Genomic DNA, 20,279 nt, shown 5'->3' with positions numbered 1-20,279 from the left:
GACCCCATGACCGTCGTACCCCGCATCCTCTTCGTGCACGCTCATCCCGACGATGAGACGATCACGACCGGAGGAACGATCGCCGCATTGGTCGGCGAGGGGGCGCAGGTCACGGTCCTGAGCGCCACACGAGGTGAGGACGGTGAGGTGATTCCCGCCGACCTCAAAGGTCTTGAGGGAAATCGGGCAGGGCTGGCCCGCGTGCGGGAATCAGAGATCGCCGAGGCGATGGCTGCCCTGGGTGTGCGCGAGCATCTGTTCCTGGGCGGCAGCGCCCGCACCTTCGAAGACTCCGGCATGGAGTGGGGCGCCGATGGTCATGCCGTCGCCGCCTCGACCATGCCGGCAAATGCTCTCTGCGCGGCCGAACTGACGGCCGTTGCTCGCTACATCGCCGCCGTCATCGACGAAGTCCGACCGCATGCGGTCATCACCTACGCTTCCAACGGCGGCTATGGTCACCCCGACCATGTGCGCGTCCACGAGGCAACCGTCGCTGCCGTCGACACAGCCGATTGGAAGGCCGGGCGACTCCTGTTCGTCGATGTCCCGGCTGAAGCGGCCCGAGAGACATTCGACCCGAACCAGCCGGGATTTGCCGACACCGGTTTCGCACCGGCTCAGACGATCCCGACCAAGCCGCCTGTGAGCGATATCGTCGTCGCCCAGGACATCTCTTCTGTCCTCGGCGCCAAACGTGGCGCCTTGGCCGCCCATCGGACCCAGGTGACGGTCTCCGGGGCCTTCTTCGCCCTGTCGAACGGCATCGGCATGAAGATCCTCGACCACGAGTACTACTCCATCGGCGCAGGAGCCCCCATCTCTGACCTGCGGCTGCGTTCGGGTCCCGCACCCCATGTGCTCACCGACCTCGACATCGACGCCTGTGAGTCGCAGGATTCCGGCGCCGGAACCGCGGCCGGAGCTGCCGGCTCCGCCGCTCCTCCTCTGCGCCGCCGACGTCGGGAGCCGAAGAAGCCGGGCTTCTTCGCCTATGCCCACGCGGTGGTGCTGGCCGTACTCATCGGCTTCCTCGGCGCCATGCAGCACCTCAACGTGAGCGTGTTCGACCTGGCAGGAACCCCGGTCATCCTGCCCTGGGGGCTTGCCCTGTCCCTACTCCTGGTGGCCTGCGGACTTTGGCACCTCAAAACGATGTACCTGAGCTCCTCACCGATGCTCATTGCCGCATTCGTCATCGTCATCCTCTCCTATATCCTCGGCCAGCCGACGTGGCTGCCTGGCGCGGACATCATCATGACCGGGATGCTGCGCTCAGCAGTCTGGCTGATCGGTCCGATGCTCATCGCTGCTGTCTTCGCGTTCATCAAGGTGCGGCGGCCCGAAGCAGCCCGTTAGAATCGGGAGAACTATGCCGACTCAGACCCTGTCCCACTCCTCACCGAATCCCGGCGGTCGCCCGCAGGGTACGACGGAGACCCCGAAACGCAAGCCGTGGTTGATCGCGCTCTTCATCGTCCTCGTACTCGCTGTCATCTACCTGGTAGTCGGGTTCCTCACCGGACGAGTCCTGTCGCCAGGGACGACGGTCGCAGGCATCGATATCGGAGGCCAGTCCACCACCACGGCCGAAGCGACTCTGCGAGAGGAGCTGGGTGAGACGGCCGGGGCGAAGATCGAGCTCAAGGCGGGAAAGCCCACCGCCGAACTCGACCCAGAGAAGGCCGGAGTCAGCTTCGACATCCCGGAGACCATCAGCCGGGCCACCGGATTCACGCTGGATCCGACGATCATCTGGGACCGGCTCTTCGGCGATGACGAAATCGAACCCGTCATCAGCATCGACAACGAATCCTTCGAAGAAGCCACCGGCAAGGTGACGAAATCCCTCGAGGTTGATCCAGTCGACGCCGAGGTCAGCTACGTCAAGGCCAAGCCGGAGATCAAAGACGGCACCAACGGTCAGACCGTCGATGCCGAACAGGTGCGTACAGCCATCGAGGATTCGTGGCTGCGCACGGACGATGCACTGCCGGTCACAGCGAGCAAGGTCGAACCCGACATCACCACAACCGAGGCCAAGGACGTCGCCGACGGCTTCGCCGAAGACGCAGTGAGCAAGGATCTCACGGTGCGCGCGGAACCTGCGAAGGACGCCGACTCGGATGTCGATGCCGGCGATCTCACGATCAGCCCGACAACGATCGCGAAGACACTGACCTTTGAGTCGAAGGACTCGAAGTTGGCCCCCGTCTTCGACGAAGAGGACCTGCAGAAGCGTGTCCTGTCGTCTAACAGAGACGTCGGCAAACCAGCGAAGGACGCCAGCTTCACGATCAAGGACGGTAAGCCTGAAGTGGTGGAGTCCGAAACGGGAATCGGCATCAAAAAGGACGAACTGACCACGGCCGTCACCGACGCCATCACGGGCAAGACCGACAAGCCCACGGTCACGCTCGCCTCGGTGAAGCCGGACTTCACCACGCAGGACGCGAAGAAGGCCGACGTGTCCGATGTGATGTCGGAATTCTCAACCGGCTATTCCTCGGAACCCAACCGCGACACCAACCTCAGAGTCGCCGCGAAGAAGGTCTCCGGCACAGTCGTTCAGCCGGGGGAACAGTTCTCCCTCAACGAAACCATCGGGCAGCGCACCGCAGCCAACGGATACAAGGCTGCTGGAGTCATCTCTGATGGCCAGATGAAGGAAGACTTCGGCGGTGGAGTATCCCAGGTGTCGACGACGCTGTTCAACGCCGCCTTCTTCGCCGGCTTCGGACTCGACGAACACCAGGCTCATTCGCGCTATATCTCCCGCTATCCGGAAGGTCGGGAAGCCACGCTGGACTGGTCGACCATCGACATGAAGTTCACGAACACATCGAAGCAGCCGATCGTTCTCGACATGTATCTGTCCGGTGGTGAGGTCCACGCGAAGGTATTCGGCGACAAGAAGCTCAAGGTCGGCTCAGATTCCTCCGACCGTTACAACTACAGTTCGCCCGGCTCCGTGACCGATTCGGGCCCCGAGTGCACGCCGCAGACTCCGAAACAGGGCTGGTCGATCAAGATCACACGGACGATGAAGGACATCGAGTCGGGCAAGACTTCGAAGGACTCATTCGTGACCGTCTACCGGCCGGTGAACAAGGTTGAGTGCAAGGACTGATCTGCCTCAGCCGCGACTGGCGTACCAGGACCGGTGTCGGACTGTGGCACCGAGTGATGTGAAGAGGTTCAACGAGGCCTCATTGCTGGCCTCCACATCAATGAGGTATGAACGGACTCCTCGCTGCGACAACAGTGCGGCAGCGGCCCGGGCCACAGAACGGCCTGCCCCGCGCCGGCGCAGATCCGGATGGGTGACGAGGTTCGTCAGCACACCCCATTTGCTGCGCTCAACGATTCGGGCACCGGCCACCATGGACCGGCTGCCATCCGGATGGTCGGCATAGGCCGTGATGAACTGACAGGGATCCGAGGCTTCGATGAGCCCACGGAAGGCCTCCTCCGAACCCGGGTCGCGCTCACTGGCCCACGCCGCATAGTGCATGGGACTCGGTTCCTCACTGACGTCGATCGACAGGCCGGGTGCGGCCGCGTCACCGGGATGCGTTGCCCCAGATGCCGCCTCGGCGGTGGAACCGGCCAGCAGAAACACCGGCTCAGAGGGAGAATATCCCCGGGCCGAGAGAAGTGGTGCCAGACCTTCGCACGCCGGGGCAAGCGAATTGGAATCCTCGCTCGAATAGATCTGGATGCAGCTTGGCTTCTGGCGTGCCGAGTACCAGGCCTCGACAGCATCGAGGCTCTGCTCCCAGTCCATTCCGGTGTCAGTGACCGGAAGGCAGCTGTTGGCACGCCTGGTCACCGATTCGGAGCTGCGCAGCAGCCAACCCTTCTGCAGCAATCCGATGTCGGCATCGGTCTCGGCGCTCTCATTGCGCAGATTCTCCATGTGCAGCCAGGAGATGTCCTGAGGCAGCCATGCCGCGGCAGAGATCCTGCGCAGGTCGACTGCAGAGACGATCTCGTGGGTGCGACCCGATTTCGTCGGTGCGGGCGGAACTTCGTGGACGAGCATGATCTGCTCCCGGGGGATGCGGATCGGCCCGCGTTTGGTCCCGATCTCCACCGATGACTCGTCAGCGCTGTTGACGACGCCGAGGGCATCCGAGGTCGAATGCGTGTCGCCGGGCGCGAGCGAATACCTTACGACCACTCTTTTGCCGGGCTGCAGATCGTCCACTTGTCGCCTTCCGTCGAAACGCCTCTAAGTACTGGAGCCTCCAGCCTAATCCAGGCTCTGCCGCAGTCGCTGCAGGCGTGACGGAGGACACGAATGTGAAAGCAGGATCACGTCGACCCGATGGGACCCTGCACAGTCAGAAGGCGTAGTCTTAGGCTGTATACGTGCAACCTCGTTGAGTCTTAATAGGAGTCGTACTCGTGACGTACATCATTGCCCAGCCTTGTGTCGATCTGAAGGACAAGGCCTGCGTCGACGAATGTCCGGTCGACTGCATCTACGAAGGTGAGCGCAGCCTCTACATCCACCCCGACGAATGCGTCGACTGCGGTGCCTGCGAACCGGTCTGCCCGGTGGAGGCGATCTTCTACGAAGACGACACTCCCGAAGAATGGTCTGAGTACTACAAAGCCAACGTCGAGTTCTTCGACGAGCTCGGTTCACCAGGTGGTGCCGCGAAGCTGGGCAACACGGGCCTGGACCACCCGATCATCTCTGCCCTGCCCCTGCAGCAGCACGACTGAGCCATGTCTTCTCGCTTCGGCCTCAACTTGCCCGACTACCCCTGGGACCGGCTCACCGAATTTCGCAATCGGGCCGCAGAACATCCTGACGGCGCCTGTGATCTGTCCATCGGCACACCGGTCGATCCCACACCGCAGGTGATCCAGTCCGCGTTGTCCGACGCCGGTGATGCCCACGGCTACCCGACGACGGCAGGTACGGATGAGCTGCGCGAAGCCATCTCCTGGTGGTATCAGAACTGGCACGGGGTCAGGCTCGACCCCGCCGCCGAGGTGCTGCCCACAATCGGTTCGAAGGAAATGGTCGCGTGGCTGCCCACCCTGCTGGGCCTGCGCCAGGCCGGTCTGGACGTGGCCTGTCCGTCGGCGGCCTACCCGACCTACGAGATGGGCGCCACGATCGCAGGCGTCGACTGCCGGCGCCTCGACGCGGCAGACGTTGCCGCCGGAGCCTCCCTCGACGGGATCGGTCTGCTTTGGATCAACACCCCTGGCAATCCCACGGGGGAAGTGCTCGACACCGCTACCCTCGCAGAGGTCGTCCGCCGGGCCCGCGGCGCCGGAGTCATCCTTGCCTCAGACGAATGCTACGGACTCCTGAATTGGGAATCCGAGTCTCCCGCTCCGAGTGTTCTCAATGCCGCCGGTTTCGATCACAGCGGTGTGCTCAGCGTGTACTCGATGTCGAAGCAGTCGAACCTCGCCGGGTATCGTGCGGCCTTCGTGGCCGGGGACAGTCAGCTCATCGGTGATCTCACCAAGTCGCGCAAACACGCCGGCATGATCGTGCCTTTCCCCGTCCAGGCTGCGATGATCGCCGGTCTGCGGGACACTGCTCATGTCTTCGAGCAGAAGGAACGCTATCGGACTCGTCGAGAGCTGCTGCGCAGCGGACTCGAAGCCTACGGATTCCGCATCGATCACTCCAGTGCGGGTCTCTATCTGTGGTCGAGCGCCGATGTCAACTGTTGGGACTCACTGTCGGAATTGGCAGACATCGGCATCATCGCCGGTCCTGGCGAATTCTATGGTGAGGCCGCCACCGATCATGTGCGCATCGCCCTGACCGCAAGCGATGAGCGTATTCGCGCCGCCGCACAGCGCTTGCACCAGGCGGCCGGCTGAGCCGATCGGCAGCCAGAAGGCTGGTCACTTCAGTACCCGAATTTGAGCCCGAGAACCCTCTGTGCGGCCAGTTCAAGTAGGTTACTGTCCGGTATCAGCGGGTGGCTGTGATTTTTTGATTCTGACAGTTATCGGTAGTCTTTGAGGGAATTGTGCAAGACACCTCAGGAAGTTCTTGAGGTGGGTCCAAGCTGAGGAGAACATATGCCATCGGATGCGAGTCTGCAGGTCGGGGACACAGAACTGACACTGCCCGAGGTGGCATCCTCGGCGGGCAACAACGGATATCGCATCGGCTCTCTGCTGAAAGACACCGGCGCGGTCACCTACGACCCAGGGTTCGCCAATACGGCATCAAGCTCCTCGGCCATCACCTACATCGATGGTGACGCGGGCGTTCTGCAGTATCGCGGCTATCCCATCGAGCAGCTTGCCGAGCATTCCAACTTCGTCGAAGTCAGTTACCTCCTCATTCATGGAGAACTCCCGACCCAGGAGCAGTACGACGCATTCGATGGTCGGCTTCGCGGTCACACCATCGTCCACGAAGACCTGCGTCGCTTCTTCCGGGCCTTCCCCTACGATGCGCATCCGATGCCCATGGTGGCAGCTGCCGTCGCGGCTTTGTCGACTTTCTACCAAGATGACCTCGATGTCTTTGACGAGGGCCAGGTCGACACCTCCACATTCCGACTGCTCGCGAAGATGCCGACGATCGCCGCGCTTGCCCACCGCAAGAACATGGGTCTGCCGGTCATCCACCCAGACAACTCCCTGAGCCTCGTCGAGAACTTCCTGCGCGTGAACTTCGGCGTTCCCGCAGAGGAGTACGAGCCGGACCCACTGGCCGTCAAAGCCATGGACCAGCTCTTCATCCTCCACGCCGACCACGAGCAGAACTGCTCGACCTCGACGGTGCGCCTCGTCGGCTCGTCGCAGGCAAACCTGTTCCAGTCGATCTCCGCCGGTGTCAACGCTCTGGCCGGTCCGCTGCACGGCGGCGCGAACTCCGCAGTCCTGACGATGCTCGAGGAGATCTCGGCCTCCGACGATGGTCCCGAGAAGTTCATGGAGCGTGTGAAGAACAAAGAAGACGGCGTTCGTCTCATGGGCTTCGGTCACCGCGTGTACAAGAACTACGACCCGCGGGCGAAGATCATCAAGAAGACCGCCGACGAGGTCCTGGCGCGTTCCGGTGGCGACCCGCTGCTCGAGGTGGCACAGAAGCTCGAAGAGATCGCACTGGCCGATGACTACTTCGTCGAGCGCAAGCTCTATCCGAACGTGGACTTCTACACCGGCCTGATCTACAAGGCTCTCGGATTCCCGACGAATATGTTCACGGTGCTCTTCGCCGTCGGTCGTCTTCCGGGCTGGATCGCCCAGTGGCGCGAGATGATCAACGACCCGGAGACCAAGATCGGCCGTCCGCGCCAGATCTACACGGGTGCCTACTCGCGTGACTACAAAGACATGAACGAGCGCTGATTCGCACCGTCATTCTCAACCGGCAGACCGGGCCGTAACCGGCACCGCTGGTGGCAATAGGCACCGCTGGTCAAATACGCCCTACACTCAGCACTGCTGCAACCCGTTGCAAGACGGTGTTCAGCAGCCGAGTGTAGGGCGTATTGTCATGTCTGCCCTGGCCGGCACGCTCACGCCGGCTGTCCGAGGCTGAGACATGACAAGGCTGAGACACCACGAGGTTGAGACACCACAAGGGCGCGCCCACTTTCGTGGACGCGCCCTCGTGGGTGTCAGTTCACCGCCTGCTCAGCAAAGAGGCCAGCAGCCTGAAGTTCAGTGAAGGTCGGGGTTGAGCTCAATGCCCTTGGACGAGCGTGAGATCGCCTCGACGGCGCCGGTGACGGAGTTGCGGCGGAAGAGAATGTTGTTCTGACCGCTGAGTTCGGAGGCCTTCACGACCGTCTCGTCGTCACCTGGGACGGTGACGCGCGTGCCGGCGGTGATGTAGAGCCCGGCTTCGACGATGCAGTCGTCTCCGATGGAGATGCCCACACCGGAGTTCGCACCCAGCAGGCTGCCGTTGCCGATCGAGATGCGGTGCGTGCCGCCGCCCGACAGGGTGCCCATGATGGAGGCACCGCCGCCGATGTCGGAACCGTCGCCGACGACGACGCCCTGGGAGATGCGTCCCTCGACCATCGCCGAGCCCAGCGTGCCGGCATTGAAGTTCACGAAGCCCTCGTGCATGACGGTCGTGCCCGAGGCCAGATGTGCGCCGAGGCGGACACGATCGGCATCGGCGATGCGGACACCGGAGGGAATGACGAAGTCGGTCATACGCGGGAACTTGTCCAGACCGAAGACGGCGACAGGACCCTTGGCCAGCAGCTTGGCGCGGGTGGCTTCGAAGTCCTCCGGAGAGCAGGCGCCGGCAGAGGTCCACACGATGTTCGCGAGGTGACCGAAGATCCCGTCGAGGTTGACGTCATTGGGCGCGATCACACGGTGAGACAGCGCGTGCAGGCGCAGGTAGGCATCGGCGGCTGAGGCGGGACCGGCGTCGAGATCGATCGTCGTGGTCACGACCTCGGTTCGAGTGCTACGGGCTTCATCGGTGCCGACGAGGGCATCGAGCCCGTCGGTGTTCGCACGGGAGGCGGCGGTCTCCTCGGCGGCGTCCGGGGTTTCTCCCGTGCTCAGGGTGGGGTACCAGGCGGTGAGGACTGAGTCGTTGTGCAGGGTGGCCAGGCCACGCGCGGAAACTATGCGTTCTGTCATGCCACCAAGACTAGTCGGTGGCGGCAGTACTAGGCTAAGCGGTATGACTGTCGATCCATCTGCTGAGACCGAATCCGTTTTCACCCCCGCCGGTGACCTGGCCGATTACCTGTTCGAAGCACTCAATAACCCTGCCGAGCTCACGGGTCGCCTATGTGCCATCGAATCGGTCTCCGGCAATGAGACGACGATCACCGATGCCGTCGCCGAGGTGCTCAACCGTATCGGTGCCGGGCCCGGGCCGGACCTGGAGATCCTGCGCGACGGAGACACCATCGTCGCTCGCACCCAGCTGGGGCATCCCGAACGCATCGTCGTCGCCGGTCACCTGGACACGGTGCCGGTGGAGAACAACCTGCCGCCTCGGCGCACGCACCTGGACGGTGCCGATTACACCGACGCCGAGGTCATCTGGGGCAGAGGCGCCTGCGATATGAAGGCAGGAGTCGCGATGGCGCTGGTCACTGCCGCGGCCCTGCGCGAACCGAACCGTGACGTCAGCTGGGTCTTCTACGACCACGAAGAGGTCGATGCCTCCCTCAACGGACTCGGACGAGTCTCACGCAACCACCCCGACTGGCTGGGCGGTGATTTCGCGATCCTCGGAGAACCCTCGAACGCTTCCGTCGAAGGCGGCTGCAACGGCACCATCAGGGTCAACGTGTCCACGACGGGGGTCCGTGCCCATTCCGCACGTGCCTTCATGGGGGTCAACGCAATCCATGCCGCCGCAGAAGTGCTGGGGCGCCTGGCCGAGCACGAGACCGGGACCGTGAACGTCGACGGACTCGACTACCGTGAATCCCTGTCCGCTGTTTCGATCTCCGGGGGAGTGGCGGGCAACGTCGTGCCCGATGCCTGCACAGTCGCCGTGAACTACCGTTTCGCCCCGAGCAAGTCCGCGGCCGAGGCGGAGGGCTTCCTGCGCGAGTTCTTCACCGGCTTCGACGTCGTCGTCACGGATGCGGCAGAAGGCGCCAGGCCCGGTCTCGATCGCGAGATCGCTCAGGACTTCATCGACACACTTGGGCTTTCACCAGCACCGAAGCTGGGATGGACCGATGTCTCGAGGTTCAGCGCATTGGGAGTGCCTGCAGTGAACTTCGGGCCGGGCAACCCCCTGTACGCCCACAAGTCCGATGAGCATGTCGCCGTCACAGAGGTCGAAGAGAGCGCCCGGACGCTGCGCGACTACCTCGAAGGGCGCTGAGACCCGATGGGCGAGCATGATCCGGCTGCCGGCGGACCAACTGTCAACGAACCAACCGTCAACGAACCAAGCGCCAACGATCCGGCCGTGGCCGAATCCCCGAGCGATGGCCCCGCACCCATAGACGCTGCGTTCTACAGCAAAGGGCCTCTGCGTCTGCGCGGCTCTCAGGTGCCCACGACCACAGCGGACCAGAGCCTGCTCGAATCCCGGGACACCTCCGACTGGGTCCACGAGGACCCCTGGCGAGTGCTGCGGATCCAATCCGAATTCGTCGAGGGCTTCGGCTCGCTGGCAGAGATCGGACCTGCCGTGTCGATCTTCGGCTCGGCCCGACTGAGCGCGGACACGCAGGCCTATCAGGACGCCCGTGAGATCTCCCGACGAATCGCCGCCCGTGGCAACGCGATCATCACCGGCGGCGGACCAGGCATCATGGAAGCCGGGAACCTGGGCGCCCGGGAGGCGGGAGGAGTCTCGATCGGGCTCGGCATCGAGCTGCCCTTCGAATCCGGACTCAACGATCACGTCGAACTCGGCGTGAACTTCCGCTACTTCTTCGTCCGCAAGACGATGTTCCTCAAATACTCACGGGGCTTCGTCGTCATGCCCGGCGGCTTCGGCACCCTCGACGAACTCTTCGAAGCCTTCACCATGGTCCAGACCGGAAAGGTCACCTCGTTTCCGATCGTGCTCTTCGGCACCGCCTACTGGCAGGGACTCGTCGACTGGATGACCACGACCCTTCTGGCCGAAGGCACCATCGGCGACCGGGACATGAACCTGTTCACCCTCACCGACGACATCGATGAGGTCGTCGACATCATCGGCACCGCCATCGCCGAAGACGGAGACGGACAGTGAGGGACGCAGCGCAGCCAAGCCCCCACCTCGGCGGCTTCCGCCTGTCACATGCCCGGCCGGGCAATCCTGCCATCATGGCCGTGATCAACAGGACCACGGACTCCTTCTACGAATCAGCGTCCACCGCCGAAGAAGCCATCGACGCGGTCGCCGCAGCTGCGCAGGAGGGAGCGCACATCGTCGACATCGGGGGAGTGCGAGCCGGCCGGGGCCGGGAGATCTCCGTCGCCGAGGAGATCGACCGTGTCTGCCCCGTCATCGAAGCCGTCGCACACAGTCACCCCAACATTCTCATCAGCGTCGACACCTGGCGTCACGAGGTCGCCGAGGCGGCCTGCGCGGCTGGAGCCGGTCTGCTCAACGACACCTGGGCCGGTGTCGATCCCGAGCTGGCATCAGTGGCAGCGAAGAACGACGTAGGCATCGTCTGCTCGCATACGGGCGGTCTGTCTCCGCGCACCGATGCCCACCGCAACCGATACGGCCTGAGCGCCGGCGAAGTCGTCGACCGCACCCTGGCCGGAGTGATCGGGCTGGCCGAGGCCGCCCTGGACGCCGGCGTCACGGCCGAGAAGATCATCATCGATCCGACACCTGACTTCGGGAAGAACACCTATCAGTCACTGCGGCTGCTGCGTGAACTTCAGGTGTTCACCGAGACCCGATTCCGAGTGCTGCTGGCAATCTCCCGTAAGGACTTCGTCGGCGAGGCCATCGGCGACGTGGGACCCTCGCAGCGACTCCACGGAACGATCGCGGCCACCGCACTGGCCGTAGCCAAGGGTGCCGCGATGATCCGCACCCACGACGTCCGTGCCACTGCAGACGCCCTCGCGGTGACCCTGGCGATCAGCGGAGATGCGGTACCCGAACACACCGTGCGCGGCCTGCGCTGAGCAGGTGAGCCCACTGTGAGAAAATGACCGTATGCCATTGTGGATTGTGATCGGAGTGGCCGCAGCGATCTTCGTGCTCGTGATCGTGCTGGCGGCAACATTCAACGTCTTCTCCGCCGAATCTGCTGAGGAGACCGAAGCGGCTTGGGAGCCTCTGCCTCATGACTTCACACCTGAGGATCTCGACGGACTCTCGTTCCGGCCCGCCCTGCGGGGCTATCGCATGGAGGACGTCGACGAGGCGATGAGAGTGCTGCGCACCCGCATTCACGAGTTGGAAGCCGCACGCGGGCAGCAATGAGCAGAGCCCACGACCTCCCCGGAATCACCCTCGCCCCTGAAGTCTTCAGCTCCTCCCGCCTGTCACGATTCGGCAACCTGTTCCTCACCCTGCCCGTGTGGGTTCAGGCCATCGCCGTCTACTTCGTCTCACGAGTCGTGAGCATCTCGATCTTCGCCGCTGTCCTCAAGCGCCAGGACCCGGCGAACTGGTCCTCAAGTCCTGTCACCACCACCCTCAACGACTTCCTCAACTTCTGGGACGGCGGCTGGTACGGCCGAGTCGCGAAGGAGGGTTACCCGAGCATCCTGCCGACCGATGAGTCGGGAGCGGTGACGGAGAACCAATGGGCGTTCTATCCGCTGCATCCGGCCGTGGTCGGCAACCTCTCGAGCGCGACCGGCCTGAGCTACGAGGTGATCTCACCGATCGTCTCGACAGTTGCAGCCGGACTCGCCGCCATCGTCATCCTTGCGCTGTTTCGCAGATACACGGACCCGGGACAGGCCCTGACGGGTCTGGCCCTTGTCATGTTCTTTCCCCCGGCCGCCATCTTCTCCACCGGGTATGCGGAGTCTGTGACGCTCCTCCTGCAGGCCACCGCGCTCTTCCTCGTCGTCGAACGCCGCTACCTGAGCGCGATACCCGTCGTATTCCTGATGGATCTGTCCCGCCCCATCGGCGTCGCCTTCTCCTTCTTCATGCTGCTGCACCTCATCGATCGTTTCGCTCACCGCAAGCAGGATGCGTATCCCGTCGCCGAGGTGGTCCGATCCTGGGCCTTGGGTGTGCTCTCGTGCGTCGCGGCCCTGGTCCACCCCGCCCACGCGTGGTTGACGACGGGATCGTTGACGGCATACACAGACACCGAGGCGGCATGGCACACGGGGGAGTCGACCTACCTTGTGCAGTGGTTGGCTCAGGCCAACAGTCTCATCGGTCCGCTGGGCCCGGTGCTCCTCTTCGTCGTCATCGCGGGCATGGTGGCCCTGATCTTCTCCCCAGCGGGGGCCAGGATGGGCCGAACCCTGCAGTACTTCTGCCTGGCCTACGGTGTCTACCTCCTCATCTTCTTCACTCCGCAGACCTCGACGCTGCGACTGCTGCTGCCGCTGTTCCCGATGGCGCTGACCCTTTCTCTGGTCCGCTCTCGGGGGTACCGGGCGGCGGTGCTGTGCGCGTTCGTCCTGCTTCAGATCGTGTGGGTCGCCTACCTGTGGCACTTCACTCCACCGGCGGATCTGCCGCCCTGACAGACAGGATCAGATGTCATAATTCGATCGCGTTACCCGTCCTTGACCGGATCATGGAATAATCGTGTGTATAACATTCGGTTCATCGAGCGTGAACCGTCTTTGCATAATCAACGGAAGGAAGAGCCCACATGGCAGCCCAGAAACCCCGCACCGGCGACGGACCTCTGGAAGTGACCAAAGAAGGTCGAGGCATGGTGATGCGGCTCCCAGTCGAGGGCGGAGGCCGTCTGGTGATCGAACTCAGCAGAGACGAAGCCACAGACCTGCACGACACCCTGGCCGAGACCTTGGGCCAGTGAGCAGCACAGCACATTTTCCCAGCTGAGCAGACAGCTCAGCGAAACGAACAGCAGAGACTTCGCAGAGTCTCTGCTGTTTCCGCATTCACCGCCGGGTCTTCTGCACCATCAGCAGGCCCTGGCCGATGGGCAGCAGGACGCGTTCGAGGCGTTCCTGTTCGGCCAGTCGGTTGAGCAGTCCCCGCGCCGCCTGGGTCCGCGGCGAACGGTCGACGGGATCTGCTACGCCGCCTTTGAGCAGCGTCTGGTGGATGACGAGAAGCCCGTGCGCGTCGAGCAGACGCAGTGCAGGTTCGATCATGCGTTCGAGGTTGGTCGGTTCCGAGTCGATGAAGACCATGTCATAGGCGCTCGGTGCCAGCCGTTGGAGGACGTCTTCGGCACGCCCGCTCATCAGGCGCAGACGGCTGTGTCGGATGCCTGCCATGTCGATGAGGTCGCGGGCGGCACTCTGAGCTGTGGAGTTCGTGTCGATCGAGGTCAGGATCCCTGCATTCGGCATTCCCCGCAGCAGCGCCAATGTGGAGGTGCCGGCGCCGGTACCGACTTCGACCGCGGCCACAGGTGTGAGCAGACGGGCCAGAAGAGTCAGCGTCGACGCCGTCGTCTGCGACACCGGGGCCAGGCCGTTCTCGTGTGAGAGCGCCCGCGCGGCGTCCAGGAGCGGATCAGGCCCGTTGTACTGTTCGGAGAAGGTGAGATCACCTGCGTTCTCGCGTGACAATCGACCCTCCCTTTCGGCTGATAATTGGTTCCAAGTCTAACCGCTCCCGGGTTCGATTCCGTGGGTCCGCCACAGCTCCTCGAGATCTTCGACGTCGACGAAGGCTGATCTGCTGACCTTCTCATGCGTGTGCGGGGTGCCCTCCTCGTCCCAGTGTTCGCGAGCCGTGGGAAGCAGGGCCTCCGGCAGCACTCCAGCGGCGTTGACGACCCTCCACCAGGTGACATTCGAGCCGAATTCCTTCATCACCCGCCCGACGTAGCGCGGTGAGCAGGAGGCGACCAGTCCGATGGCCCCGTAATTGACGACGTTGCCCTCCGGCACAAGTTCGACGATGCGCAGCACTCGTTCCACGACCACCTCGTCCATTCGCGCAGCTCCCTCCTGTGGCATGTGACCGATCCTGTGCTGACCGTGAGTCGAGCCTACTGCGCTGCACGGTAGACTTGTTCTCATGTTGGGTATCAACGGCACCGAGATGTTGATCCTGGTGGTAGTCGCTCTTGTCGTCATCGGGCCCAAACGCCTGCCCGAATATGCGCAGAAGCTGCGCGACCTGGTGCGCCAGATGCGTCGCATGGCTGAGGGCGCGAAGGACAGTGTGCGTCGAGACTTCGGGGATGACTTCAACGACGTCGATTGGCAGAAGCTGGATCCGCGCCAGTACGATCCACGCCGGATCGTACGCGAGGCTCTCGTCGAGGAGGATTCAGCCATCCGCGAGTCGAAGCTTCGGGAGCAGTCCACGCCAGCCAGCGACAAACCCGCTCAGGCGATCGATTCCGAGGGCTCCACAGACCTTGCAGATTCAGCTGCCGAGTCTCGCCCGAAGACCCTGTCGCCGATCGAACGATTCCAGGCCCAGACCGTCCTGCGTGACCGCTCCATCAACGCGCCCTTCGATACTGAAGCAACCTGAGTCAGAACGACCTTGATCGGGACGAGCTCAGATAGGACAGCTTGGCTCAGAACGACCTGGCTCGGAACGACCTGGGTCGGGACGAGCAGACGGATCAGACGGGGCTGAGGCCCAGAGATCGTCCGGACAGACCGCGTGAGCGATGAGCCAGCGTCGAGGCCAGAGACGCGAATTCCCGCGCGGCAGGGGAGTCCGGTTGTCCCAGAACAACTGGGGTTCCGGAGTCCGAACCTTCGCGGACCTGAGTATCCAGCGGCACCTGAGCCAGCAGTTCGACCTGTGAACCGATCGTCTCGGACAGATTCGCGGCCACTTGGGCCCCGCCTCCGGAGCCGAAGACATCCAGTCGAGTGCCATCGGGCATCTCCATCCAGGACATGTTCTCAATCACACCGGCCAGCCGCTGGTCGGTCTGAGTCGCGATCGAACCTGCGCGTTCGGCGACCTGTGCGGCAGCCTGCTGAGGGGTGGTGACGACGAGGAGCTCGGATCCCGGGAGCAGCTGCGCCACAGAGATCGCAATGTCGCCGGTGCCCGGAGGCAAGTCGAGAAGGAGCACGTCGAGGTCGCCCCAGAAGACATCGGTGAGGAACTGCTGGAGGGCGCGGTGGAGCATCGGTCCGCGCCATACGACGGCCTGGTTGGCCGGCACGAACATGCCGATGCTCATGACCTTCACATCGTGTGCGACCTGCGGAATGATCATGTCATCGACCCGAGTCGGCTTGCCGGAGAGTCCGAGCATGACCGGGATCGAGAAGCCGTAGATGTCGGCATCGACGACGCCCACCCGCAGACCGCTCTGGGCCAGAGACACGGCGAGGTTCGCAGTGATCGAGGACTTGCCTACGCCGCCCTTACCCGAGGCGATCGCATAGACCTTCGTCAGGGAGTCAGGCTTGTTGAACGGGACCTCGCGGCTCGTACCGGCGCCCTGGAGCTTCTCGCGCATCGCGGTGCGCTGCTCGGGAGTCATGGTGCCGAGGATGACCGACACCTCGGTGACGCCCTCGACCTTCGACACCGCCGCCGTGGTGTCCTTGGTGATCGTGTCCTTGAGAGGACAGCCGGAGATGGTGAGAAGAACGGTGACGGTGACCTTGCCGCCGTCGATGCTGATGGACTCGACCATGTCGAGTTCCACGATGCTGCGGCGGATCTCCGGGTCGATGACGCCTGTCAGAGCTTCCCGAACGTTGTCCTCGGATGGTTCACTCATGTGCTCACGTCCTTTCTCTTCCCGATGAGTGTTCTCGGGGCCTTCAGCCTACCTGTTCGTCGTCGGAGCGGTCACTTCGGATCGGATTGTCCTCAGGTGCCTTTGCGTCCTCTTCGAGTTCCTTGAGCAGGTCTTTGAGCTCGGAACGGATGAAGTCGCGTGTGGCCACCTCGCGCATGGCGATGCGCAGAGCAGCGACTTCACGGGCCAGGTATTCGGTGTCGGCGAGGTTGCGCTCGGCACGCTGCCTGTCATGTTCGAACTCGACACGGTCACGGTCTGTGCTGCGGTTCTCTGCCAACAGGATCAGCGGTGCGGCATAGGAGGCCTGCAGCGACAGGATCAGCGTCAGGAGTGTGAAGTTCAACGACCGAGGATCGAACTGCCAGGCCTCGGGCAGGAGAGTGTTCCAAATCAGCCAGACGGCGCAGAACACGGTCATACCGACGAGGAACGCGGGAGTGCCCATGAACCGGGCGAAGCCCTCGGCACCACGGCCGAAGGTCTCCGGCGACATCGCGATGTTGGGGAGTTTGCGTTTGCTTGAACGGGGAACGTCGAAATCGTCAGCAGCCACTGCTATCCCCTCCTGAGATCATCACGACCGGTGACCCGCCAGTCGTCGGGCAGCAGCTCGTCGAGGACGTCATCGACGGTGACAACACCGATGAGGTGGTCGTTCTCGTCGGTGATCGGCACGGACACCAGATTGTACGCTGCCAGCAGTTTGGTGACCTCGCCCAACGGCGAATCCGGAGGCAGCGCCTCGACCTCCGTGTCGAGCATGATGCCGACCGCCTCGTGCGGAGGATGTCGCAGCATCTCCTGAATGTGGACGATGCCCAGATACTTGCCCGTCGGAGTCTCGATGGGCTGGCGGCAGACGAAGACAGCTGCCGCCAGTGCAGCGGGAAGGTCCTCGCGTCGGACATGGGCCAGCGCCTCGGCGACGGTGGTCTCGGGGGTCAGGATGACCGGTTCCGTGGTCATCAGCCCACCGGCGGTGTCATCGTCGTAGGACAGCAGGGTGCGCACATCCTCGGCGTCATCGGGCTCCATCAGTGCGAGGAACCGTTCTGCCTGCTCATCGCTGAGCTCGCCGAGGAGGTCGGCCGCGTCATCGGGTTCCATCTCTTCGAGCACCGTCACCGCACGTTCGGTGTCGAGAGCGGAAAGCAGCTCGACCTGTGTCTCATCGGGCAGCTCCTCGATGACATCGGCCAAACGCACGTCGTCGAGGGCCCGGGCGACTTGGAGTCGACGTTCGGGCTTCATCTCGAACAGGACATCGGCGAGGTCGGCGGGCTTCGTGTCCTGGTAGGCCGCAATGAGCTGTGTGGCCTCCTGATCGACGTCGGAGTCGGCCGGATGCTCGGTGTCGGTCCAGGAGATCTGCATCGTCTCACCGCGCCGTCGGAATGCCGAGAAGGCACTGCGTTCCTGGACTCTTCGCACAAAGAGGCGAGTCACCTCCCAGTCCTTGTTGACCTGCTGTTCGATGCCGACGTCTTCGATTTGGATGGGGGAGTCGTCCTCGCGCAGGCGCAGACGACGGTCGAGGAGGTCGTTGATCACCAGCGTCTCCGAGCGGCGCTGTTCGAAGCGGCGCATGTTCACCAATCCGGTGGTGATGACCTGACCGGAGTCGATTGAGGTCACCCTGCCCATCGGCACGAAGACGCGTCTGCGACCGGGAACTTCGACGACGAGGCCGATGACCCGAGGGAACTGCCGCATGGTGGCGCGGTAGACGATGACGGCGTCTCTCACGCGCCCGACCTGGTCCCCGAGAGGGTCGAAGACGGGGACGGCGATGAGGCGCGCGACGAAGACTCTTTTCGGTGGACCACTCATGATCTCAAGCCTACGGGGTCATGGACGCAGTGTGAGAGAGGCGGCACGGATCGGGATCGTCGAGCTCCGCCATTCCGACATCACTTGTTGTTCATTAACGGGCCGTGCCGAGGTCACACAGGAGTCTCTCAGCCTCCCTAGGGTCTTTTCTCGGCAGAACTTCCCACTACCGAATACAAGGAGACCTTTATGTCTGAAAGACGAATTCGTCCGCGTGCGGTGACGGGACTCAGCGCCTGCGCAGCTCTCGCCCTGATGGCGCCGCTGGTGGGCGCAAGCTCCGCAGCGGCCGCCGATTCCCCCGCCGAACTCTACGAAGGCCACGTGCAGGTGGACCGCGGCCAGGCCGATGACCCTGAGACTCTGAAAGGTCAGGTCTTCGATGACGTCAACGAGAATTCGAAGCTCGACGGAGACGAAACGGGCATCGCCGACGTCGCCGTGACCAACGGCGTCGACGTCGTGCAGACCGACGGCAAGGGTTCCTACGAGCTGCCCGTTCGTGACAACATGACGGTCTCCATCACCCAGCCGTCCGGCTGGCAGGTCCCGGTCGACTCGGACAACTTCGCGCAGTTCAGCTACAACCACCTGCCGAAGGGTTCGCCACAGCTCAAGTTCGGTGGAATCAAACCGACAGGGGACACCCCGAAGGCCGTGAACTTCCCGATGATCGAGTCATCGGCGACCGCCTCGGCGAAACAGGACTGCGCAATCGCCTCCGACACCCAGGCCTATGACAAGACCGAAATGGGCTACGCCCGTGACGGCGCCGTCGGCGACCTTGCCGATCGTGACGACTACAATGGCTGCGGCGTCCTCCTGCTCGGAGACAATGTGGGCGATGACCTCAGCCTCAACGACGAGCTCCGCGATATCTATTCTGAGATGAACGGCCCGGTTCGTGCCGCTCCCGGCAACCACGACCAGGACTACGACTCCCCGGACGACGCCCACGCACTCGACACCTTCCGTGACCAGTTCGGACCCGGCCACTTCTCCTACGACGTCGGCAAGACGCACTTCGTCGTCCTCGACAGCATCGAATACTCGGGCAACCAGTCGACGAAGAAGTACAAGGAGAAGATCGGAGCAGAGCAGCTCGAATGGCTCGAAAACGATCTCAAGAATGTGCCGAACAACGCCCACGTCGTCATCGCGACGCACGTACCGATCGTGACTCACAAACAGGTTGTCGCCGAGGACGCCAAAGAATTCTATGACGTCATCTCCGACTACCCGAACGCGGTGACCGTCGGCGGTCACACGCACACGCAGGAGAACCTCGTGGCTGGTGAGCAGCGCAAGGAATGGGCCGACGAGGGCATCGACACCCTCCCCAACACCCAGATCGTCGCCGGTGCCGTCTCCGGTGACTGGTACTCGGGCGGACTCAACGCGGATGGGCTGCCCTACTCCTTCACCGGTGATGCCTCCGAACCGGGCGTCCAAACCCTCTCATTCGACGGTTCCGACCGCAGCGAACGCTACACCGTCCGCAACGAGTCCGATGACCACCAGCTGCTGCTGGGCGTGAACTCACCAGAATGGCGCGATTGGGCACAGAAGGCACAGGACTGGCAGGACGCCGACAAGGCAGGAGAAGAGCCAAAGGCGATCTCCGAGCGCGTCGTGACCCGTGACGACCTCAAGCAGGGCGACTCCTGGCTGACATCGAGCTTCCTCGCCGGCACATCAGATGCTCGGGTCGAGGTCAGTTTCGACGGCAAGTCGAATACCGTCGCCGAGCACACCCAGCCCGGTAAGGGCGAGTCGCTGGCGAAGGGCTGGGAGTACACCGATCCGTACACGGCCTCACAGAACCTGCGGACATCGGGCAGCGTCGGACAGTCAAGCTCGCACCTGTGGCGAGCCGAGTTGCCGACTGATCTCGACCTCGGCACCCACAGTGCCGAAGTGACCGGCACGGACCGCTACGGTCGTGAGTACACGGAGACCATCCGCTTCACCGTTGTCGAGGACGAAGCCGCTGCGGAGCAGACCTCGAAGAAGCAGCTGACGAAGGACGGCTTCAGCACTCAGCAGGAGAAGAAGGTCGACGAAGACGACCGTCAGGGACTCGACTCGGACGAGGCTCGCCAGGCGAACTCGAACTGATCGGTTCCCCTGAGCGAGACTGCTGAATCAGAG

Annotated in this window: 20 protein-coding genes; 13 read left to right on the top strand and 7 right to left on the bottom strand. The window is 63.3% G+C overall.

Annotated features, from left to right (window positions below; translation table 11 throughout):
• Positions 1–6: 6 nt before the first annotated feature.
• The gene (locus tag HU144_RS14150; protein ID WP_235351853.1) at positions 7–1,359 is read left to right on the top strand and encodes a PIG-L family deacetylase; all 1,353 of its coding nucleotides are present in this window, start codon (positions 7–9) and stop codon (positions 1,357–1,359) included.
• A gap of 13 nt (positions 1,360–1,372) precedes the next feature.
• Positions 1,373–3,130 (top strand): VanW family protein, encoded by a 1,758-nt coding sequence (locus tag HU144_RS14145; protein WP_235351852.1) that lies wholly within the window; start codon positions 1,373–1,375, stop codon positions 3,128–3,130.
• A gap of 6 nt (positions 3,131–3,136) precedes the next feature.
• On the opposite strand, the gene HU144_RS14140 is transcribed toward HU144_RS14145, so the two are convergent.
• Positions 3,137–4,210, bottom strand: coding sequence for a GNAT family N-acetyltransferase (locus HU144_RS14140; protein WP_235351851.1), 1,074 nt, complete (start codon positions 4,208–4,210; stop codon positions 3,137–3,139).
• Positions 4,211–4,410: 200 nt separating this feature from the next.
• On the opposite strand from HU144_RS14140, the gene fdxA reads away from it, so the two are divergent.
• The 3 genes from fdxA (at position 4,411) to HU144_RS14125 (ending at position 7,347) form a co-directional block, all read left to right on the top strand.
• Positions 4,411–4,734 carry a ferredoxin gene (gene fdxA / locus HU144_RS14135; RefSeq protein ID WP_143921374.1) on the top strand — a complete coding sequence of 108 codons (324 nt, stop codon included), beginning with the start codon at positions 4,411–4,413 and terminating at the stop codon, positions 4,732–4,734.
• Positions 4,735–4,737: 3 nt separating this feature from the next.
• On the top strand, positions 4,738–5,859 hold the full coding sequence (gene dapC / locus HU144_RS14130; protein ID WP_235351850.1) for a succinyldiaminopimelate transaminase: 1,122 nt from the start codon (positions 4,738–4,740) through the stop codon (positions 5,857–5,859).
• A gap of 204 nt (positions 5,860–6,063) precedes the next feature.
• A complete protein-coding gene (locus tag HU144_RS14125; RefSeq protein ID WP_204233809.1) occupies positions 6,064–7,347 on the top strand; it encodes a citrate synthase in 1,284 nt (427 codons plus the stop codon).
• A 315-nt stretch (positions 7,348–7,662) separates the two neighbouring features.
• Here the strand turns inward: HU144_RS14125 and dapD are convergent, their stop codons facing one another.
• A complete protein-coding gene (gene dapD / locus HU144_RS14120; RefSeq protein WP_235351849.1) occupies positions 7,663–8,607 on the bottom strand; it encodes a 2,3,4,5-tetrahydropyridine-2,6-dicarboxylate N-succinyltransferase in 945 nt (314 codons plus the stop codon).
• A 43-nt stretch (positions 8,608–8,650) separates the two neighbouring features.
• Between dapD and dapE the strand changes: the two genes are divergently transcribed.
• The 6 genes from dapE (at position 8,651) to HU144_RS14090 (ending at position 13,412) form a co-directional block, all read left to right on the top strand.
• Positions 8,651–9,817, top strand: coding sequence for a succinyl-diaminopimelate desuccinylase (dapE, locus tag HU144_RS14115; protein ID WP_235351847.1), 1,167 nt, complete (start codon positions 8,651–8,653; stop codon positions 9,815–9,817).
• Positions 9,818–9,823: 6 nt separating this feature from the next.
• Complete coding sequence (locus HU144_RS14110) at positions 9,824–10,681, top strand: TIGR00730 family Rossman fold protein (RefSeq protein ID WP_235351843.1); 858 nt, start codon at positions 9,824–9,826, stop codon at positions 10,679–10,681.
• Positions 10,678–11,577, top strand: coding sequence for a dihydropteroate synthase (folP, locus tag HU144_RS14105; RefSeq protein WP_235351841.1), 900 nt, complete (start codon positions 10,678–10,680; stop codon positions 11,575–11,577). Before HU144_RS14110 ends, folP begins: the two co-directional genes overlap by 4 nt.
• Before the next feature lie 31 nt (positions 11,578–11,608).
• Positions 11,609–11,878 carry a DivIVA domain-containing protein gene (locus HU144_RS14100; protein ID WP_235344782.1) on the top strand — a complete coding sequence of 90 codons (270 nt, stop codon included), beginning with the start codon at positions 11,609–11,611 and terminating at the stop codon, positions 11,876–11,878.
• Entirely contained in the window at positions 11,875–13,110 is a 1,236-nt protein-coding gene (locus tag HU144_RS14095) for a hypothetical protein (protein WP_235351840.1), read from the top strand. The genes HU144_RS14100 and HU144_RS14095 overlap by 4 nt, the downstream gene beginning before the upstream one ends.
• A 131-nt stretch (positions 13,111–13,241) precedes the next feature.
• The gene (locus tag HU144_RS14090; RefSeq protein WP_009881711.1) at positions 13,242–13,412 is read left to right on the top strand and encodes a DUF3117 domain-containing protein; all 171 of its coding nucleotides are present in this window, start codon (positions 13,242–13,244) and stop codon (positions 13,410–13,412) included.
• Positions 13,413–13,497: 85 nt separating this feature from the next.
• Here HU144_RS14090 and HU144_RS14085 read toward each other — a convergent pair whose 3' ends face one another.
• Positions 13,498–14,136, bottom strand: a complete 639-nt coding sequence (locus tag HU144_RS14085) for an O-methyltransferase (RefSeq protein WP_198395466.1) — start codon at positions 14,134–14,136, stop codon at positions 13,498–13,500.
• A gap of 36 nt (positions 14,137–14,172) precedes the next feature.
• Positions 14,173–14,529 carry an MGMT family protein gene (locus tag HU144_RS14080; RefSeq protein ID WP_235351839.1) on the bottom strand — a complete coding sequence of 119 codons (357 nt, stop codon included), beginning with the start codon at positions 14,527–14,529 and terminating at the stop codon, positions 14,173–14,175.
• A 61-nt stretch (positions 14,530–14,590) separates the two neighbouring features.
• On the opposite strand from HU144_RS14080, the gene HU144_RS14075 reads away from it, so the two are divergent.
• Positions 14,591–15,055, top strand: coding sequence for a twin-arginine translocase TatA/TatE family subunit (locus HU144_RS14075; RefSeq protein WP_235351837.1), 465 nt, complete (start codon positions 14,591–14,593; stop codon positions 15,053–15,055).
• Positions 15,056–15,149: 94 nt separating this feature from the next.
• On the opposite strand, the gene HU144_RS14070 is transcribed toward HU144_RS14075, so the two are convergent.
• From HU144_RS14070 to HU144_RS14060, 3 genes are read right to left on the bottom strand one after another with little or no spacing between them, the layout of a single operon-like run.
• Entirely contained in the window at positions 15,150–16,274 is a 1,125-nt protein-coding gene (locus tag HU144_RS14070) for an Mrp/NBP35 family ATP-binding protein (RefSeq protein WP_235351836.1), read from the bottom strand.
• Positions 16,275–16,317: 43 nt separating this feature from the next.
• On the bottom strand, positions 16,318–16,851 hold the full coding sequence (locus HU144_RS14065) for a DUF1003 domain-containing protein (protein WP_198395469.1): 534 nt from the start codon (positions 16,849–16,851) through the stop codon (positions 16,318–16,320).
• Between the two features lie 2 nt (positions 16,852–16,853).
• Positions 16,854–18,128, bottom strand: coding sequence for a magnesium transporter MgtE N-terminal domain-containing protein (locus HU144_RS14060; protein ID WP_198395470.1), 1,275 nt, complete (start codon positions 18,126–18,128; stop codon positions 16,854–16,856).
• Between the two features lie 189 nt (positions 18,129–18,317).
• Between HU144_RS14060 and HU144_RS14055 the strand changes: the two genes are divergently transcribed.
• The gene (locus tag HU144_RS14055; RefSeq protein ID WP_235351835.1) at positions 18,318–20,246 is read left to right on the top strand and encodes a calcineurin-like phosphoesterase family protein; all 1,929 of its coding nucleotides are present in this window, start codon (positions 18,318–18,320) and stop codon (positions 20,244–20,246) included.
• Positions 20,247–20,279: the final 33 nt, after the last annotated feature.

This window comes from Brevibacterium sp. UCMA 11752, assembly GCF_021532235.1.
GTDB lineage: Bacteria > Actinomycetota > Actinomycetes > Actinomycetales > Brevibacteriaceae > Brevibacterium > Brevibacterium antiquum.
The sequence above is the reverse complement of the archived record's forward strand: the minus strand, read 5'-3'. Positions and strand labels throughout refer to the sequence as shown.

What these genes read in the sequence shown, in the direction of transcription:
- HU144_RS14150 (WP_235351853.1), top strand. Translation starts at nt 7, where the DNA reads ATGACCGTCGTACCCCGCATCCTCTTCGTGCACGCTCATCCCGACGAT.
- HU144_RS14145 (WP_235351852.1), top strand. Translation starts at nt 1,373, where the DNA reads ATGCCGACTCAGACCCTGTCCCACTCCTCACCGAATCCCGGCGGTCGC.
- dapC (WP_235351850.1), top strand. Translation starts at nt 4,738, where the DNA reads ATGTCTTCTCGCTTCGGCCTCAACTTGCCCGACTACCCCTGGGACCGG.
- HU144_RS14125 (WP_204233809.1), top strand. Translation starts at nt 6,064, where the DNA reads ATGCCATCGGATGCGAGTCTGCAGGTCGGGGACACAGAACTGACACTG.
- dapD (WP_235351849.1), bottom strand. Translation starts at nt 8,607, where the DNA reads ATGACAGAACGCATAGTTTCCGCGCGTGGCCTGGCCACCCTGCACAAC.
- dapE (WP_235351847.1), top strand. Translation starts at nt 8,651, where the DNA reads ATGACTGTCGATCCATCTGCTGAGACCGAATCCGTTTTCACCCCCGCC.
- HU144_RS14110 (WP_235351843.1), top strand. Translation starts at nt 9,824, where the DNA reads ATGGGCGAGCATGATCCGGCTGCCGGCGGACCAACTGTCAACGAACCA.
- HU144_RS14100 (WP_235344782.1), top strand. Translation starts at nt 11,609, where the DNA reads ATGCCATTGTGGATTGTGATCGGAGTGGCCGCAGCGATCTTCGTGCTC.
- HU144_RS14095 (WP_235351840.1), top strand. Translation starts at nt 11,875, where the DNA reads ATGAGCAGAGCCCACGACCTCCCCGGAATCACCCTCGCCCCTGAAGTC.
- HU144_RS14090 (WP_009881711.1), top strand. Translation starts at nt 13,242, where the DNA reads ATGGCAGCCCAGAAACCCCGCACCGGCGACGGACCTCTGGAAGTGACC.
- HU144_RS14080 (WP_235351839.1), bottom strand. Translation starts at nt 14,529, where the DNA reads ATGCCACAGGAGGGAGCTGCGCGAATGGACGAGGTGGTCGTGGAACGA.
- HU144_RS14075 (WP_235351837.1), top strand. Translation starts at nt 14,591, where the DNA reads ATGTTGGGTATCAACGGCACCGAGATGTTGATCCTGGTGGTAGTCGCT.
- HU144_RS14070 (WP_235351836.1), bottom strand. Translation starts at nt 16,274, where the DNA reads ATGAGTGAACCATCCGAGGACAACGTTCGGGAAGCTCTGACAGGCGTC.
- HU144_RS14060 (WP_198395470.1), bottom strand. Translation starts at nt 18,128, where the DNA reads ATGAGTGGTCCACCGAAAAGAGTCTTCGTCGCGCGCCTCATCGCCGTC.
- HU144_RS14055 (WP_235351835.1), top strand. Translation starts at nt 18,318, where the DNA reads ATGTCTGAAAGACGAATTCGTCCGCGTGCGGTGACGGGACTCAGCGCC.